13 protein-coding genes and 1 riboswitch are annotated in these 16,219 nt (G+C 52.7%); of the genes, 4 read left to right on the top strand and 9 right to left on the bottom strand.

Annotated features, from left to right (window positions below):
• Positions 1-196: 196 nt before the first annotated feature.
• Entirely contained in the window at positions 197-1,135 is a 939-nt protein-coding gene (metA, locus tag FCL42_RS09875) for a homoserine O-acetyltransferase MetA (protein WP_136863240.1), read from the bottom strand.
• 144 nt (positions 1,136-1,279) lie between these two features.
• Between metA and FCL42_RS09870 the strand changes: the two genes are divergently transcribed.
• Entirely contained in the window at positions 1,280-2,005 is a 726-nt protein-coding gene (locus tag FCL42_RS09870) for an SDR family NAD(P)-dependent oxidoreductase (protein WP_136863239.1), read from the top strand.
• Between the two features lie 293 nt (positions 2,006-2,298).
• Here FCL42_RS09870 and ompW read toward each other — a convergent pair whose 3' ends face one another.
• The 5 genes from ompW to FCL42_RS09845 form a co-directional block, all read right to left on the bottom strand.
• Entirely contained in the window at positions 2,299-2,946 is a 648-nt protein-coding gene (gene ompW / locus FCL42_RS09865; protein ID WP_136863238.1) for an outer membrane protein OmpW, read from the bottom strand.
• Between the two features lie 224 nt (positions 2,947-3,170).
• Positions 3,171-3,560, bottom strand: coding sequence for a YbaY family lipoprotein (locus tag FCL42_RS09860; protein WP_136863237.1), 390 nt, complete (start codon positions 3,558-3,560; stop codon positions 3,171-3,173).
• Positions 3,561-3,624: 64 nt separating this feature from the next.
• The gene (locus FCL42_RS09855; RefSeq protein WP_136863236.1) at positions 3,625-4,959 is read right to left on the bottom strand and encodes an alanine/glycine:cation symporter family protein; all 1,335 of its coding nucleotides are present in this window, start codon (positions 4,957-4,959) and stop codon (positions 3,625-3,627) included.
• A 96-nt stretch (positions 4,960-5,055) separates the two neighbouring features.
• A riboswitch (glycine riboswitch) is annotated at positions 5,056-5,149 on the bottom strand.
• A gap of 179 nt (positions 5,150-5,328) precedes the next feature.
• Entirely contained in the window at positions 5,329-6,198 is an 870-nt protein-coding gene (locus FCL42_RS09850; protein ID WP_136863235.1) for an acyl-CoA thioesterase domain-containing protein, read from the bottom strand.
• Positions 6,199-6,255: 57 nt separating this feature from the next.
• The gene (locus tag FCL42_RS09845) at positions 6,256-7,146 is read right to left on the bottom strand and encodes an SDR family NAD(P)-dependent oxidoreductase (RefSeq protein WP_136863234.1); all 891 of its coding nucleotides are present in this window, start codon (positions 7,144-7,146) and stop codon (positions 6,256-6,258) included.
• A 187-nt stretch (positions 7,147-7,333) separates the two neighbouring features.
• On the opposite strand from FCL42_RS09845, the gene FCL42_RS09840 reads away from it, so the two are divergent.
• Both FCL42_RS09840 and FCL42_RS09835 read left to right on the top strand, forming a co-directional pair.
• Complete coding sequence (locus tag FCL42_RS09840) at positions 7,334-8,215, top strand: 1,4-dihydroxy-2-naphthoate polyprenyltransferase (protein ID WP_136863233.1); 882 nt, start codon at positions 7,334-7,336, stop codon at positions 8,213-8,215.
• Between the two features lie 269 nt (positions 8,216-8,484).
• Positions 8,485-10,482 carry a methyl-accepting chemotaxis protein gene (locus FCL42_RS09835; protein WP_136863232.1) on the top strand — a complete coding sequence of 666 codons (1,998 nt, stop codon included), beginning with the start codon at positions 8,485-8,487 and terminating at the stop codon, positions 10,480-10,482.
• A gap of 145 nt (positions 10,483-10,627) precedes the next feature.
• On the opposite strand, the gene FCL42_RS09830 is transcribed toward FCL42_RS09835, so the two are convergent.
• Genes FCL42_RS09830 through FCL42_RS09820 form a run of 3 tightly spaced genes read right to left on the bottom strand, consistent with a single transcriptional unit; the run spans position 10,628 to position 14,322 of the window.
• Positions 10,628-12,775, bottom strand: coding sequence for a xanthine dehydrogenase family protein molybdopterin-binding subunit (locus FCL42_RS09830; RefSeq protein WP_205729252.1), 2,148 nt, complete (start codon positions 12,773-12,775; stop codon positions 10,628-10,630).
• A complete protein-coding gene (locus FCL42_RS09825) occupies positions 12,765-13,274 on the bottom strand; it encodes a (2Fe-2S)-binding protein (RefSeq protein ID WP_136863231.1) in 510 nt (169 codons plus the stop codon). Before FCL42_RS09825 ends, FCL42_RS09830 begins: the two co-directional genes overlap by 11 nt.
• 10 nt (positions 13,275-13,284) lie before the next feature.
• Entirely contained in the window at positions 13,285-14,322 is a 1,038-nt protein-coding gene (locus FCL42_RS09820; protein WP_136863230.1) for an XdhC family protein, read from the bottom strand.
• A 181-nt stretch (positions 14,323-14,503) separates the two neighbouring features.
• Here FCL42_RS09820 and FCL42_RS09815 point away from each other — a divergent pair, with 181 nt between their 5' ends.
• Positions 14,504-16,192, top strand: a complete 1,689-nt coding sequence (locus tag FCL42_RS09815; protein WP_136863229.1) for an NAD-dependent malic enzyme — start codon at positions 14,504-14,506, stop codon at positions 16,190-16,192.
• The last annotated feature ends 27 nt before the right edge of the window (positions 16,193-16,219 follow it).

Raw genomic sequence — 16,219 nt, 5'->3', positions numbered from 1 at the left:
TGCTCATCCATGATGTGAGTCACATTTTATCCCGCCGTAACATCGGATGCCACGAAAAAGACAAAAAAGATTGAGATTTTTTCAGGAAAAAACCAAGCATATCAGTGGGTTTTAACAAACGCGCTTCATATTTAACCCTCTGATAATCCGAGTTTTCCCCTGGTTTTTGCCAGTAAAACGCACAGCTAAGTTGCCGTTATGACTCCATCGGGGTGAAGCCTTGCATGGCACTGAGATCAAAGGGCGTTTGCTGATACACGCAGTAGTTAAGCCAATTGCTGAACAGCAGTGCACCATGGGCATGCCAACGTGCAAAAGGCGGCTGAGTTGGATCATCACCTGGGTAGTAATTGGTGGGAATGGTCGGTGCGAGGCCTTGCCCGAGGTCGCGACGATACTCATCCTGCAGAGTCGTTCGGGTGTATTCCGGGTGCCCGGTCACAAACAGATTGCGGTTGTCTTTGCTCATAATAAGGTAGGCGCCCGCTTCATCAGACTCCGCCAGCACCTGCAGTTCATTGTGGGCTTTCAATTTGTCTAGGCTGACCTGAGCAAAGCGAGAGTGCGGCACCCAAAATTCATCATCAAATCCACGCAGTAGCGGAATATGCCCATGCAAGCGGCGGTGGCGAAATACTCCAGAGATCTTCTCCTCTCGCAGATAACGCTTGGTGTCGTATAGATGATAGAGCGCCGCATGGGCTGCCCAACAGAGAAACAGAACCGATGTGGCGTGACGCTGGGACCACTCGATGATGTCGCAGATCTGCGGCCAATAATCCACCTGCTCAAACTCCAAGTTGCCCAGAGGCGCACCGGTGATGATCAACCCATCGTAGTTGTTGTTTTTGATGGCCTCAAAATCACGATAGAAGGCGTCCATGTGATCACTGGAGGTGTGTTTGGAAGGACGATTGTGAATACGCAGCAGCTCAACATCCACCTGCAGCGGCGTATTGGCCAGCAATCTAAGCAACTGGGTCTCCGTTTCAATCTTGTTCGGCATCAGATTCAGAATAAGCAGCTTGAGGGGACGAATGTCCTGAGAGTCCGCACGTTCATCGGAGATAACAAAGATGTTCTCACTACGAAGAATACTGGAGGCGGGAAGGCGGTTGGGAATTCGAACTGGCATATCAGGCTCCTTATTGACCATCTAGTTATATCAAGACATCTGGACGGCTACAACTCCAGACTTCCAAAAATACTGATCAAAACCCTGAGCCGATGGCAGCAAACTTGGTATGATTGACCTAAGTTCATCAAATTCCACAGTATCATGAGCCAACTTTCCGCAATTATCGTCGGCGCAAATGCCGGCCTAAGCCAAATGCTTGCCCAGAAACTCTCCGCCGAAGGGGTGCAATTGGGCCTGCTTGCCGCCAATCTTGACGGCATAGCGCCACTGCTCGAACAACTGCCTGACAACACCTTGGCTCAAGAGATCGATATCTTTGATTCCAATTCCGCCCGCGACCAGTTCAATCAGCTTTGGCAGCAGATGAACGGCGCCCATTTGGTGATCATCAATACCGCCGCCAGCCATCAGGATCTGGAGCTGCCTTGGCAGGAGGAAAAGATGGTCATAGACGTTAACGTCAGTGGCTTTACCGCCCTCACCAACCTTGCCTTCGCCAATCTGTGTGAGCAAGGCTATGGCCAACTGGCCGCCATGACCTCAGTGGCTGGCGAGCGCGGCGGGGCCAATAGCGCCTTCCACGCCACCAAAGCGTTCCAACAAAATTACCTAGAAGGTCTGAGGCTGCATGCTCAGCGCAAAAAGCTGCCGGTCACCATCAGTGATTTGCGCTTAGGATTCATCGAGAAGATGCAAGCGAAAGGCTCCAAAGCATGGGGAGCCAACCTGCATAAGATGACCAATCAGATCTTAAACGATCTTAAGAAAGCCAAACACACCATCTACGTGACTCGCCGCTGGCGTCTTATCTCTTGGCTTACCCGTCTGCTACCGGAGTTTATCTACAACAAACGTAAATTTAAGTAGCTGCTTGGCATATTTCCGAGGATCAAACTCGAAATCAAGTTTTGCAGTTACAACACCAAATTACTGATCGCAGATGCGATGCTTCAATGAAGCTCATGTTGAAGCGAAATGCATGCGAGAGCGGGAAAGCACGTCACGCGAAAGCACAGTCTTTACCTTGATGAACATTGAATTTTAGCTTTCCACCCCAATCTGCAATGAGCCTTTAAATCGCCTCAACGGTCCCTAGAACGCAAAACGCCCGCATGATGCGGGCGTTGTTGTATTCGCGCTTAATAAGCGTTGAGAGTAACTTAGAACTTGTAACCCACAGACACCATGTAAACCCATGGGTCGATGTCGGTTTCAATGGAGACCGGCGTGCCAGCCAGTTTGAAGTCTACGTCGGTCTGAATGTCGATGTACCATACAGAAGCGTTGATCAACCAGTTTTCATTCAGTTCCCAATCTAGGCCAACCTGAGCGGCCAAACCCCAAGAACCAGACGCGTCCAGATCGGTCAGATCACCACCAAGATTATTGGTGAAATCTTCATCCCAGAAGTAGGTGTAGTTCACGCCCGCACCAATGTAAGGGCGGATGTTATCAGAACCAAAGTAGTACTGAGCAACGACGGTTGGTGGCAAGTGGGTCACTTCTGCGATTTTACCCAGAGGGCCTAAGCTCACGTCGTGGGTAAATGGAGTTGCAGCCAGCACTTCGATACCAATGGCATCGGTCACCATGTAGGTAAAATTCAAGCCAAGCTGAGCATCGCTATCAACACCAAACTCGCCTAGGTTTCCTGCGTAATCGCCGGTATCAACATCTTGAGAGCTTTCATTCGGCGCTACATTGATGTAGCCAGCGCGAACAATAAAATCACCCGCTTCACGAGCCGCCATTGCAGGGGCTGCCAGAGTTGCCAATACTAACGCTGAGACTAGGGTACGCTTCATCATCTTTATCACTCCATAAATATTAGGCAACCTTTATCCTTGATTGCCCTAACAAGTTGCGAGTGAATGTAACAGTCTTGAATTTCTGAGTTTTTGATCTAGGACAGACTTTAACAATTTGGTTTCCCTACCACCAAAAATTCGTATTTCATAGTGATTTACCACTAAAAAACGGCAAAAAAAAGCCAGCCTAACTGGCTGACTTTTAGTGCATTTTTCATGCAACTTTAACGAGCTCGTTCCATGGTTACCTGAACCATGGTTTCCCCATTGTTGATAACGGGAAAACGTTGGTAAGTCTGAAACAGCAAGCGGTCATTGTTCTTAACGAGAGACACGACGACGTAGTCCGCCTCTTTATTGATCGCTTCTGCGGGCAATTGAAATTTAAACATGGTGGGCAGTTTGGCCACACTGAATCGTTTCTGAGCCAAAATGGCACCGCGCTGTTTCACGTCAATGATGGCAACCGTCACCACAGAGCCTACGGGCAGGTTACTTACCCCCTGGGCGCCGACCATTCCGCCGACATTAATTTTGTCCTCTTCAGGATCGTTTACCGTGACGCAGGCTGACAGCATCAGCACCGCCAACAGCATGGTTATGGCTCTGTACATAGTAAAAAGGCTCCATCGATACGATAGAGCCTTTATATCAAACCTATATCAGTTGGAACAGGGCTTATCCTTTAGCTTTAAAGTACGCGAGGGTGTCACCCACCACCTCTTTGCGCAGCATCAGCAGTGCCACCAAGTTCGGAATTGCCATCAAGCCATTAACGATATCAGCCAGCGTCCAGATTAGATTCAGTTGCAATAAGCCACCAACGGCCACCAAAGCCACAAAGATCCAGCGGTAAGGCATGCGACCACGCTCACCAAACAGAAACAGAACTGCACGCTCGCCGTAGTAGTTCCAGCCCAAGATGGTGGTGAACGCAAAGAACAGCAGTGCCAAGGTGATCACCTGCTGACCCACAGTGGCGGACAAGCCGCTAGTAAAAGCAGACGAGGTCATGGCAGCACCGGCAAATTCACCTTGCCAAGCGCCAGTGACAATCAATGCCAAGCCAGTCAGGCTACACACAATCAGGGTATCAAACAGGGTTCCAGTCATGGACACCAAGCCCTGTTCGACGGGAGAGTTGGTTTTTGCCGCCGCCGCCGCCATTGGCGCGCTTCCCAAGCCGGACTCGTTTGAGAATACCCCGCGAGCAATACCAAACTGAATCGCCATCATCACCGTGGCTCCCGCGAATCCGCCTCCTGCCGCCTGAGGCGTAAAGGCCGCTTCAATCACCAACGCAAACGCCGCTGGCACCGCTTCAAAATTAAGACCCAGCAGCAGCAAACAGGCGGTAACGTAAAACAGCGCCATGGTCGGAACCAATGCGGTTGCAACCTTAGCGATTCGCTTCACCCCACCAAGGGTAACCAGCGCCACCAAAATCGCTACCAGGGCCATGGAAACCCAGTCGGGCACGCTAAAAGCGATGCGAGCGCCATCGACAATGGCGTTGACTTGAGGGAAGGTACCGATACCAAAGAAGGCAACGCCCAGAGTAAATACCGCAAACAGCTTCGCCAACCAGGCTTTACCTGTGCCGTGAAGGATGTAGTACATCGGTCCACCCACCTGCTGGCCTTGCTCATCCTGACGGCGATACTTCACCGCCAGCATGCACTCGGCATACTTAGTGGCCATACCCGCAAAACCCGCCATCCACATCCAGAATAGCGCCCCGGGACCACCTAGCTTAATCGCAGTCGCCACACCAACGATGTTACCGGTACCAATGGTGGCCGCCATCGCGGTACACAGGGCTGAAAAGCTGCTGATGTCACCGGCGGCTTGATTGGGCTTAAGCATCAACTTCAGCGCCAGTGGCAATTTGCGCACCTGCAAAAATTTGAGCCGATAGGTGTAATAGGCACCAGTACCCACCAGCAGGATCAAAAGAGGTGGTCCCCATACCCAACTGCTGAGTGTGGAAAGAAGTGCTTCGATGTTATTCATGTTGTGTCTTCCTCAGTGTGACAACTTAACTACACAGAGGAGAACCATGCCGGACAAACGGATACAGAATACCCGCTGTTTTAGAAAGGAAATGTTGTTACGCACCCTGTCCTTTTGCCTGAGCGTTTGACGTTTTTCAACGCTTGCGCCTTCGGCGTCCAAGTCAATGGAACTCTCCAGAGGCCCGTCCAGTAACAGTCCATATCGGTTAACTACCGATGCCTGAAAGATTTACTTCTTCGGCGGGCGCGAGCGCCACTCTCCTATTACCTTCATCCGGGATTCATTACGTCTGAGCAATGAAGCAGTAACGGTAACAAAAAAGCGCACCATCATGGCGCGCTTTTTTAGTGATTTTGGTCACAAAAGTTAGGATTGACGATTTTTCATACGCAGCACACCCTCTTGTGCAGTTGAAGCTAATAACTCGCCATTTTGATTAAAGATCTGGCCACGAACAAAACCACGGCCGCCAATGGCGTTCGGCGAATCGACGCTGTAAAGCACCCAATCGGAGAAATCCACATCCCGGTGGAACCACATGGAATGATCCACCGTCGCCATCTTAAGCCCAGGGGTCAAGAATGACACGCCATGGGGCTGGCAGGCAGTGACTAAGAAGTTGAGATCCGATGCGTAAGCCAGCAGCTGCCGATGCAATGCTTGAGAGCCATCCACCTGACCATTGACCTTCATCCACACGTGCCGAACCGGCTCGGTGACTTCCGGTTTCAATGGGTTAATGGGGTTAACCAAGCGCATCTCAATGGCGGTGTTTTTCAGGAACATGTCCAACACTTTATCGGGAACCTGCCCTTTTAAAGCGCTCGCAGCCTGAAACTGATTGCTAAGCCCTTCTGGGCCTGGAACCTCAGGCATCGCCGTTTGATGTTCAAAGCCCTGCTCTTGCTGATGGAACGAACCGGTGAGATAGAAGATCGGTCGCCCGTTTTGTATGGCGCTAACGCGGCGAGTACTGATGCTGGCACCGTCTCGAAGCGTCTCCACCTCGTAGATCACCGGCCGAGACAGATCCCCAGCACGAAGAAAGTAGGAGTGGAAGGAGTGAATGTGTCGCTGGGCATCGACGGTGAAGTTGGCGGCGGCTAATGCCTGTCCAAGCACTTGACCACCAAACAGATGGCCAAAGCCCAGATCCTGACTCTGCCCCCGATACAGACCAATTTCCAATGGCTCCAGATCGAGGATATCCAGCAGAGTGTCCAATGAGTTGTGCATGAGTGTCTCCAAATATCGCAATGGAGCCACTCTAGCTAAGGTAGGCCTAAGAGGCAATTACCCCCAATTAAACAACTTCTTAAAGCGGTCGCCAAAGGAGGAGTATTGGGTCATATGCAGATCGGGCCCCGTATCACGCCAAGCCTGACACAGCGCTTCAGGACGAAGATCGCCAGGAAGCATCTTCACGGTGCGGCTCTCAACGGTTTTGGCCAAACTGAAATGACCTGCGGAGGCAGTCACCGTCATGCCATTCGGAGCAAAATCAGACAACAGATAAAGCAGAGCAGGAACAACCGCACTGACCTCAAGCTGACGACGCTGATGCTCGGTGAACAGTTCCGATACCATGCGGGTATTGGCCGATGGACACAGCAAATTGCACTTACCGCCAAACTCCTCCATGTGCTGAGAAACCGACAACATCAAGCCTCGGTTTGCCATCATGCTGGAGGCATAACTTGCTAAGCGATCGTCACCATATAGACCAGACAAACCGCCCGTAAGTACGATCTTTCCCTGATGCTGCTGAATTTGAGACATGGCAGCTTTCATGATGTTCAGCGAACCGAAGTGATTCACCTCCATCATCTTGGTCAGAGGCGCTTTGCCTGAGTCGATACTGCATTGAATCAGCACTCCAGCGTTGGCCACAATATCCGTCACCTTGCCGAATTGAGATACCGCCAAATTTATCGCTTGCTGCATCTGCTCAAAATCGGTGACGTCCGCAAAGATCGGCAGAGCATTGCCGTCCAAACCGCGAATCATCTCGGCCACTTCGTGAACCAGACTGCTGTCGGTTCCCGTACCGTCTGCAGCGCAGCCGTTATCAATCAAAACCAAATTTGCACCGCGCTCTGCTAACGCTAACGCATAGGCTCTTCCTAAGCCCCTACCGGCACCCGTAACTACGACAACTCGGCTGTCAAAACGAATGGTGTCCATGAACTATTATCCTATCAATGTCACTAATATGACTCTTCAAGAACAATGGTTTAAATCTTTCTAAAATGCCAGTGTATAATCGGGTGTGATACCGGATTCTGTACATGGATCACAACCTTAAACGCCTTTTTTAACAAAGTTTAACTGACGAAGTTAATTCTAAAAAACTTACTAAACTCAAAAGATTATGAATCTAAAATACTGGATTATGGCAACTCGCCCTAGAACCTTGCCTGCGGCCATAGGACCGCTACTTGTGGGTAATGTTCTTGCCGCCTACCACCGAGAGTTTGATTGGTTGATCGCCATCGCCTCAATGCTGTGCGCGGTGATGCTGCAAATCGCGGTGAACCTTGCCAACGACTACTTCGATTATAAATCCGGTGTGGATACTGATGAACGACTGGGACCAACTCGAGTTACCCAGCAGGGGTTACTCAGCCCCACCGCGGTTCGCAATGCGATGATTCTCTGCCTCGTCATTGCCGTTGCCATCGGCCAGTACCTTATCTACGTAGGTGGTTGGCCAATCGCCCTGTTGGCACTGTTTGCCGTGCTGGGAGCGTTAGGCTATTCCGGAGGCCCCTACCCGCTGGCCTCCCACGGTTTGGGGGAACTGGCGGCCTTCATCTACTTTGGCCTGGTTGCCGTGGTGGGCAGCTACTACATTCAAGTGGGTGATACCAGCGTTGCCGCTTGGCTATTGGGCTCGGCTTTAGGCTGCCTCAACGCCGCCATCATGCTGGTAAACAACACTCGCGATCATGCGACTGACGTCAAAGCCCACAAACGGACTCTCGTGGTTCGCATTGGCGTGGACGCCAGCACCACCTTATATCAAGCGATGTTAGCCACCCCATTCCTTCTGACCTGCCTAGGGTGGCTGCTGGGACTGCTGCCGGGCACGACACCGGCGGCTTGTGTTATCGCCGTGCCTTTGGCAATTGGATTGGGCAAGCAGTTTGCCGTTACCACAGGTGCAGCGCTTAACCCTCTGCTGGGCAAAACCGCTATGGCGACCATGGCATACAGTGGACTGACGGCCATCGGCCTAGTCTTTGCCCTCTAAAGAAGCCGCTGCTGTTATCACGCCCTATTAACCCTACGGTTAATAGGGCGTTTATTTTGCACTTATCCTCGCCTTGGTCTCAGAGTTCCAACCCGAGCCCACACCAATGACCAGCCCAAACCACCAAATCGAGACGCACTGCCAAATCAAAATCTGTATAAATTCACCAATGGCAGCGTAGGTGATTGAATTAAAAGAGATGAGAAGGTAGGTTTTAATAAAAACATAACCCCGCTGCGATAGACAGCCATGGAAAAGGGCAATTGGAAATGAAAGGAATTCAATCCAATCTGCGGGCTAAGATCATTCTTGGCGTGCTCATCACTCTTATCAGCCTCTCTGGCCTCACCGGCCTGATTCGAGTCAATCAAGTTGCCAGCCAAGCCGCTGAAAGTCAGCAGCAAGAGGTCAGCCAAGTTCTCGGACAGGTAGATTCAGCTCTGTCCAACCTGTTGAACAGTCGAGTCTCACAACTGGAAACCCTGTTTAATCACCCCGCCAGTCGTGAGGCCATCACCCTAATTACCCAGCGAGGCGGGGCTCAGGACAGCAACCCCAAACTGGTGAGTTTTATCGACTACCTCAATCAACTGGTTGAGGGAGATACCAAACTGTTCGATCTGTTTTTCACCACCACCGCCACCTGGGAGTACTTTGATCGAACCGGCCGCTACGACAAGGTTGACTACGTGGTGAATGAACGCCCTTGGTGGCAGGTATTTCTGGCCAACAATGGTTACTACGTAGATGACCCCACCAGAAACCTAGATAACAACATTCTGATGGCCATTCGAGGTCCCATCTACCATCAAGGGAAACTGGTTGGCTCCTCTGGTCTGGATATGGATCTGGACTCTGTAAATGCCGCGCTCTCCAACGTTCACTCAAATTTAAAAGGGGTCGAAACCTTCATTGTCAGTGACTCCGGCACCTTGGTCAGCATGCCGTTAATGGCAGAGAGAACCAAAGAGAGCTTAACCATGGACAGCGTCGACAGTGCCTATGAATCGCTCGGCACTCAAGGCTTCTCTCAAATCTGGCAACAACTAAAGCTTGGACAGCTTCAGGGAAAGGTTACCTGGCGAAACCAGGCGTTTCATGTGTTCCTGTCTCCCTTTCAGCAATCTAAACCTAAGGTAAATTGGCACATCGGCATTCTAGTGCCCCAACAACAACTTGACGCCCCAGTAAACCAAGCCATCAGAGAAACCCTAACGCAACTTATCCTGTTTGCGGTGATCATGGGGGCCATGGTGTGGGTGACCATTCACCGCCAGCTTCGTCCCCTTAAGCAGGTACAACACGCCATGGCGGAGATCGCCGAAGGCAATGCGGATCTCACCGCAAGATTAGAACTGGAACGTTCCGACGAGTTAGGTCAGCTTGCCAATCACTTCAATGGGTTTATTCGCAAGATACAAACTCTGGTAGCCAGCTCCAGCACCATGGCCAGCCAATTTGAGGAGGACGCCAGCCGCGCCGAAGCGTCGACACAACAGGCTCTAACTCACATCAAATCCCAAAAACAGCAGCTCAACAGCATCAGCAGTGCCACCACAGAGCTGCAGCAAACTTCCATGCACGTTTCCCAAAATGCATTGGAGGTAGCGGATCTGGCCAGTCAAACTCGCAACCAAGTAAGCTCCGGTCAGCAAGCGATCGATATGGCGTTTAATAGCCTCGCGACCCTAACTCAAGAGCTTGCTACCACTAATGAGGTGGTGACGAACTTAGAGAAAGAGACCGTCAACATTGGTGAGGTCGTTGATGTAATTCAGCAGATTGCTGAGCAGACCAACCTGCTGGCTTTAAATGCCGCCATCGAAGCCGCCCGGGCGGGCCCTCAAGGGCGTGGTTTTGCGGTAGTGGCCGATGAAGTTCGCAAATTGGCTTTTCGCACTCAGGAGTCGACGGGGCACATTCAAGCCATCGTCGCTCAACTGCAGCACGCGGCCAAACGTGCAACCTCCGAGATGCAAACCAGCCAGCGAGGGGCAGGCCAAGGTCGAGATCACACCCAAACAGTCAAGCAGGTGTTTGAAGAGGTGCAACAGGCGCTCATCACCTTTGACAATCACACCCGAGATATCGCCAGCGCCATCAACCAGCAGTCCAGCGCCACCAGCGAGATCAGTAATCTGATTGTGGAGATTGACCGCCTTGCCAGTCGCACCGTCGAACAGTCAGGAACGCTGTGTAAAGAGATACAGCAGACCGAACATAACGCCATCAACTTGTTGTCTAGCCTGAATAAGTTTAAGTATTGAGCGAAGCAATTATCTCGTCGTCCCTACTGATTAAGGAAGGGCCCTATCTAGAGCAACCGACGCCTGAGGTCAAACAATTGGTCAAATCAGATAGTTATCACACCACGCCGCCTGCAACCGCGCTGCAAACGGCGTGGTTAGCGGCCTAGACTTTAATTGGCAACTCCGTTGCATATTGCCCAGTTAGGGAAGCGATGGCATTGGCAACCGCTGGCGCAATGACCGCGGTCGCCGGCTCCCCCACCCCAGTTGGTGCCTCGGTTGAGGTCACAATGTCGACCTCAACCTCTGGCATGTCGCGCATTCTCGCCACCTTGTAGTTATGGAAGTTCGACTCCTTCACCGCGCCGTTATTGACGGTCAGTTTGCTAAATAGCGCCATGCTTAGGCCATAGCCTAGCCCCCCCTCCATCTGAGCTGCCACCACATCCGGGTTGACCGCAATGCCGCAATCCACGGAGCAAACGACCCGAGTTACCTTGATCCCCTTACCGTCCCGTTTCACTTCGGCGGCGATGGCCACATAGCTAAAGAAGCTATAGTGCACCGCGATACCAACCCCAACGTCACTGCCTCGACTCTGATCCCAGCCAAACTTATTGGCAGCACGCTTTAGCACATTGGCGTATCTGGGATTTTTAACGTGTGCCAACCGAAACTCAACGGGGTCCTGTCCCGCGGCTTTAGCCAGTTGGTCTACTAGGGTCTCTTTGACGTAGGCGGTGTGAGTGTGGCCCACTGACCGCCACCACTGAATGGGGATCTGGGTTTGACGAGTGGTCATCTCAATCTGACGATTGGGTACCTGATAATCCAGTTCCAAGGCTCCCTCTACGGTAGTGTGATCAACGCCATCTTTCATCATCGCACCCTCAAAAGCGGTGCCCGAGATAATAGAAGGGCCAACGATGTGCTGCTGCCAGGCAACCATCTTGCCATTGTCATCAATGGCCGCCTTTGCTCTGTGCAGGTAGGGAGGGCGGTACCAGCCCCCTTGGGTGTCCTCCTCTCGAGTCCACACCATCTTAATGGGTACGCCAGGCTTATTGGCCGCTATGCGTGCAGCCTCGACAATGTAATCGCTCCCGGGGCAGGCTCGCCGGCCAAAGCTACCGCCAGCAATATAGGTGTGAATGACCACCTTCTCTGGAGCGATCCCAAGCGCCTTGCTGACTGCCATCATGTCCAGAGTCGGGATTTGTGCACCGGTCCAGATCTCACAGCCACCGTTCGCCACTTTGGCAACGCAATTCATCGGCTCCATCGGCGCATGAGCCAGATAGGGGAACCGGTATTCCAGCTCGATGGTTTTCGCCGCTTTCGGCCATGCTTTGTCGACGTTGCCAGCGGTTTCAGCCACTAGGCCTGGCTTTTTGGCCATTTGTGAAAACTCAGCCATCAGGCTGTCGCTTGAGATGGTTTCCGCCGTGGACTCATCCCAATTGACCTTAAGCTTCTTTCGAGCCTTCTGAGCTGTCCAGAAATCACTGGCGATCACCGCGACTCCAGATTCAATTGCAAATACCGAGTTGGCTCCAGATATCTGCTCTGCCGCCGATTTGTCGACACTAGCCACCTTAGCCCCAAAGCGAGGTGGATGCAGCATGACCGCCGTCAACATGCCATCCATCTGAATGTCCTGCGTAAAAGTGGCGCTACCATCAAGTTTACCAGTGTCGAGACGGGCCACTTTACGGCCGATGTAGCGAAAGCTATCCGGTGACTTTAGCGTCACCTCTTTCGGGCTAGGAACCGCTAATTTGGAGGCTGCATCAGCAAACTCCGCATAGGGAGCAGTGCGCCCAGCGCCGTTAATCACCCCCTGCTCAGTCGTGAGTTCACCGATAGCCACTCCCCAGGATTGAGCCGCCGCCTGCAGTAACATCTTACGCATCGCCGCCCCAGCGACTCGCATCTGCAAATAGGAGTTCGACAAGCCAGTGCTGCCGCCGGTGCCCTGAACCTGCCCCCAGAATGTGTTGTTATACAAAGCTGGGTTGGATGGAGATTGACTGAGGCGCACTCGAGCCAAAGGGAAGTCCAGCTCCTCGGCAATCAGAGTGCCTATGGCGGTAAATGCCCCTTGTCCCATCTCAAGGTGCTTACAATAAAGATCCACGCTGCCATCGGCATTGAGGCGAATAAAAGCGTTGACGTCTACCGGCGGCTCCTCGGCCGCAGGCGCATCACTGGCCATAGAGGGCAAACTGATGCCAAGCACCAACGCACCTGAGCTTCCGCCCAACAACTTTAAGAATGAACGGCGGTTGACGCCAAGTTGTTTACGCAACATCGTCGCCTCCTTGCTGAGCCGGTTGAGTCCCGCTGAACTGTGGCAACGTCTTAGCCGCCTGTTTGATGCCTTTACGAATGCGATGGTAGGTCGCACAGCGACAGATCACCCCACTCATCGCCTTATCAATGGCCGCATCGTCTGGGTTGGCGTTACTCATCAACAGCGCCGACGCTGCCATTATCTGCCCTGGCTGACAGTAGCCACATTGATGCACATTGAGCTCAGTCCAGGCCGCTCTCAGCGCTTGGGTTTCTGGGGTCGGTGCGCCGCTTTCGATGGTAGTGATCGATTTCCCCACCACACTTTTGGCTTTGCGAGTGCAGGAGCGCACCGCTTTACCATCAACAATCACGGTACAGGCACCACACTGAGCCTTACCACAGCCATACTTGGTGCCGGTCAGTTGCAGGTGATCCCTCAGAGCCCACAGCAGCGGTATATCACTGGGTGCCTCCACTTTATGGGGTTTGCCATTGACGGTCAGGGTAATCTCCATCGAAATCTCCTTATTGAGCCTGCTGCAGTTCGGTGCAAGATAAAAGTGTGTCACTGCCAAGGGAGCGGGCATCTCTTCGATGTAACTTGGCATGACATTCGGAAAGTATGGCCAGAGCGATACTCTCAGGAAATTCGCCACCGAGGTTGAGTCCCGCAGGGCCGAATAACCACGGGGCGCGCTGAATATTGGCCAGCTCAAGCGCTTGCTGACGGCGATGATTGGGACCAAGCAGAGCCACATAGTCTGGAGGCTGAGTCGCAAGCATCTGCAGCGCCTCGGCATCCAGCTCCAACTGATGGTGCATCACCACCACGGCATCGATGTTGGGCCACCAACTAGCGCCCACCACGTCTTTGGGTCTGGCCTTGATGATTCGGTGCGCTAAGGCGAATTTATCGGGACGCCCATGAGACGGCCTTGGGTCAACCACGGAGACCAACCACCCGATCTGATTTGCCAGCGCCAGCAAAGGTAAGGCGTCCACACCGCCTCCGAATATCAACAGCTGCATCGGCGGGCGAAAGCCAATGCACAGCCAATCCCGATGCGCTCGTTGCTGAAGATCCACTGAGCGACACCGTGCGGCTTTGGCTTCACTCGTTGCCATAAGCCGATAATCTGGCGGCTCCGCTGCGCTCGCTAACCCCAGTTCGAACACACCACTTTGCTGGCGCTCCATCAGTTGGTGCAGCTCCAGTAATCCCAGATAGTGATTACTGGCACCGATCTCCATGAGGGCAATCTCCACAACGCCACCACAACCAATGCCAAGTTGGTAGGTGACATCCCCCTCATCTTGGCTGTCGTAGCAAACTCGTTTACTTTGGCCACTTAGCAGCACCTGCATGGCTCGGCGCTGCAGATCGTTTTCCAAACAGCCGCCACTGAGCAGTCCCAACTGCTGGCCGCTGTCACTAAACAGCATCAAAGCGCCCGCCTTCCGATAGGCGGAGCCTTGTGTTCGATAAATAACGCCCAACACCCAGCGCTGGGCATCACGTAGAGGCAACCACTCGCTCAGAAGATGGTAAGGATGATGGCTCATGATATGGGTGAACAAAATTTAACCATCTATCCAACCTAGCTGACATCTTGGTAAATGTCTTCCAGTTGAGAGTCATTTCATTCAGGTGATGAAAGAATTTTCAAACGCTTTTTATATCGGCTTTGGATCACAGTGGGTTACACTATGTGAGCCGTATAACTAAAATGATGTAATCCGCCCCATGGAAGAGAACAAACGCCCGCTATATATCCCTTACGCCGGCCCTATCCTGCTGGAAACCTCGCTGCTGAACAAAGGCTCCGCTTTCTCAGAAGAGGAGCGCACCGCCTTTAACCTCGATGGCTTGCTGCCTCACGCCATCGAGACCATCGAAGAGCAAGCCGAACGCGCTTATAAGCAGTTCAGCCACTTTAGCTCCGACATGGATAAGCACGTCTACCTGCGTAACATCCAAGACACCAACGAGACGCTGTTTTATCGCCTAGTCAATGATCACATCACCGAGATGATGCCGATCATCTATACCCCTACCGTGGGTCAGGCCTGTGAACAGTTCTCGGACATCTATCGCCGTGCCCGTGGCCTAATGCTGAGTTATCCGGATCGTCATCGCATCGACGACATTCTCAATAACTCCACCCGCCACAACGTGCACATCATCGTAATCACCGATGGCGAGCGTATCTTGGGTTTGGGGGATCAAGGCATCGGAGGCATGGGTATCCCCATTGGAAAACTGTCTCTCTATACCTCCTGTGGCGGCATCAGCCCAGCCTACACCCTGCCCATCGTGCTGGATGTGGGAACCGACAACCCTCTGCGCCTCAATGACCCGATGTACATGGGCTGGCGTAACAAGCGCATCTCCGGTGAGGAGTATGACCAGTTTGTGGATGAGGTAATCAGTGCCATTCAGCGGCGCTGGCCCAACGTATTGCTGCAATTTGAAGACTTTGCCCAAAAGAACGCCATGCCACTGCTGGAGCGCTACAAAGATAAGCTGTGCTGCTTCAACGATGATATCCAGGGGACGGCAGCGGTCACCGTCGGTTCACTGTTGGCTGCATGTCAGTCCGCTGGCACTGAGCTGAAACAGCAAACCATCGCCTTCTTAGGAGCGGGCAGCGCCGGCTGCGGCATCGCCGAAGCGATCATCGCCCAGATGGTCTCCGAGGGCTTAAGTGACGAAGAGGCCCGCGACCGAGTCTACATGGTGGACCGCTGGGGACTGCTGCAACAAGGGATGCAGAACCTACTGCCATTCCAGCAAAAACTGGTGCAAAACCAGCAGAAAACCCAAAGCTGGGCCGGTGAAGATGGCGGCGTCTCCCTGCTCGAGGTGATCAACAACGCCAAGCCTTCGGTGCTTATCGGCGTCAGTGGCGCCCCAGGGCTGTTTACCGAAGAGGTGATTCGCAGCATGCATCAGCACTGTGAAAAGCCAATTGTGTTCCCATTGTCTAATCCCACCAGCCGAGTGGAAGCCCGACCGGAAGACATTCTGCGCTGGACCGATGGCCAAGCACTCGTTGCAACCGGCAGCCCGTTTGATCCTGTCGAGATTGACGACGTCAGCTACCCCATTGCCCAGTGCAACAACAGCTACATCTTCCCGGGTATCGGTCTCGGAGTACTGGCGTGTCAGGCTGAGCGCATCACCGACAACATGCTGATGGCCTCCAGCCGCGCGCTGGCACAGTGCTCGCCACTGGCCGAAACCGGCGAAGGCGCGTTGCTGCCACCACTGGAAGAGATTCAGGAAGTGAGTAAGAAAATTGCCTTTGCCGTGGCTCGCGCAGCGATGTCTGACGGCGTGGCTAAAATGGTGAAAAACGTCGATTTGAAACAGACCATCGATGCCCACTTCTGGCACCCAGAGTATCGAAACTACAAACGCACCAGCTTCTAAGCTCGCTTAGCCATAAAAAGCCGCCTT

It is taken from the genome of Ferrimonas aestuarii, from assembly GCF_005116665.1.
GTDB lineage: Bacteria > Pseudomonadota > Gammaproteobacteria > Enterobacterales > Shewanellaceae > Ferrimonas > Ferrimonas aestuarii.
Note: the sequence above shows the minus strand (reverse complement) of the source record. Positions and strands in the feature narration are given on the sequence as shown.